The organism is Bacillus sp. D48C (genome assembly GCF_053345735.1).
This window is the reverse complement of sequence record NZ_JBKFAQ010000038.1, coordinates 1-2220: the sequence shown is the minus strand read 5'-3', so window position 1 is coordinate 2220 and position 2220 is coordinate 1. Positions and strand designations below refer to the sequence as shown.

Below are 2220 nucleotides of genomic sequence, written 5' to 3'. Positions count from 1 at the left end.
TGTTGGCGGTTCTTGAGATGGATAATTCCCTGTCAGTGATGTATAACACTCTAAACAAATATTCTTTTTCGCAAATCCCATATCTAGTGGGTACAAACGTGCTCCGCGTTTACATATTTCACACAGCGTAGCGATCCGAAACTTTACTGTTCCGTCCATCTCTCTCCATACTTCAACCCTGCTAGTACCTTGTAGAATACCTGCATTATTTAACATATCACCAGGTATTTGAACAAAAACCCCTGTCTCTGTGCGCTCTGCATCCACTAGCCTCCCCATAAAAGGAAAGCTTTCACCTGCTTGAAGTGGCATCATTTGATTTTCATTCATTCTTACTTCTCCTTTCTATCCAAGTGCGTTAAATTTCCAACCACTTGGAGTACTCGCATAAAAACCCGATCCCATATTACCGTCTGTAAAGCGAATATGACCCCATTGTTGAAATCCACCGCCACCTAAGTTAATCCCCTGCATTGCTCGTATATTCCGATAGATTTTAACTTCTTTTTCAGTACTTATATCAAACGTTTGTCCGTCTGGTGCTGGAGCTATATTGTTATTCACACCACCTACAGCAATTGCGTTAAACGGCTGAATGCCATCTGCTCTTTCTGCTGCAGCACGATCCCAATTATACATAGATGCATATTTGCCACTGTATAGCGTTACACCACTTACACAAATCGCTGTCCCTTGTCTCATGTCAGCATTTCCAGAACAAACTTTAATAATCAATGCGTGTTGTTGCGGAATATAGTTTGTCGGCACTTTGAAAGTAAAAGAATACCTTCTGATTTCTCCGTAGAATGTAGACGGCTCAGGAAAGTCCATCTTTTGTTCACTCAATATGTCGTAACTTACGTTGTCTCGGAATTTTACGCAGCATACGTGTATTCTCGGTTTTCCTGTTTTACGCACTCCATTTATCATGGCGGTTCTAAAATGAGCGGATGCTGTATATTCGTTACCAGGATGTATACCGTTATTCACGATTGCTTCTGGATAGTTATACATATCTACCCTTGCAGCATTCACCATTTGCTCGTAATCGAATATATGTGTATTCTTTTCTATTACTACATTGCCCCACGACTTCCAAGTAAGACCGTATCCACCTTCAAATCCATAATAATCGTTATGCCCAATGTTTTTCTTTGTAACACTAGAAAAGTCAGGATCTGCTATCAGGTTTCGTCTTGATACCGCAGTTGTTTTTGTGCCCCATTCGTCTTTGAATAGAAAATCTAACATGTTAACTATTACGCCTTCTTCACCATCAATCGTAATTTTATCCCCACTAATTCTAATGAGATTTGTATCAATACCTTTTGTAGTTAACCATTTGACCATGGTATCAGCATTAATATCCAGCTTTGCAGCATTAATTGTAATTTTTCCAGGAGCCATATTGATGGCAGTAACGATACCATCCTTTAAAATCTGTGCAAGTATTCCTTCATCTAATACCTGTAACTTAGATTCCGTTTTCTTTACATAGGCATTATAGGTCTCATTAATAAAACTTTCCTGTTTCCTAGAAATGATAGTAACGCCTTCTTCATTAGCAGCGATACTTCTTTCTAACTCTGTAACTTTCTGATTGTATTTTTCGGTAGCTACTTTATTAGCAATATCATCTATCATTTTATCAATATCCGTTTGATCTTTCGGATGTAGCCAAAATTCTGTAGCTACTTTACCACGCTGTAACATAGGTAACGCAATCCATAAGGTCCCATTTCTTCTCACCCATGGTTTATAACGCGCTTTAACAGCTCCAACTGGAACTGTTCCGGCAATAACAGCTCTAATCCAATTAGAATTTGCAGTTACATCGATACCAATTGATGATTGTGAAACTCGGATACCTTGGGCATTTAGATACTCAATTTCTAACACGAAACCTTGTCCTATATTATTGGACATAAAGTAACCCGAAGCTACAATGTCTTCACCAGCAGTTACGTCTATCGTTTGATGAAGGCTATACCATTTATCTTCAGTCAATCCAGTCGCATGTAATTTAGCCGTTGTATAGCCTCTGTATGTTACAGAAGAGTCAATAACAGCACTATTACCATTTTGTGTCCAGTATTTGAAGCCCTGAGCGAATGCAGCGTTCCGTAGATCATTTATAGAACCCAATCCACCAACATAATCCTCAACATCTTTCTTTTTCATTGTTAACTTTAATGCGTCAGAATGTTGACCTATTGTTGT

At 38.7% G+C, this 2220-nt stretch carries 1 protein-coding gene and 1 pseudogene; both read right to left on the bottom strand.

The window, feature by feature from the left end:
* Nucleotides 1-330 (bottom strand): hypothetical protein (locus ACLBXA_RS29340; RefSeq protein ID WP_447617740.1); only part of this gene is annotated, 330 nt, incomplete at its 3' end.
* 15 nt (nucleotides 331-345) lie between these two features.
* Nucleotides 346-2220, bottom strand: a pseudogene (locus ACLBXA_RS29335) (phage tail spike protein); the annotation flags it as partial.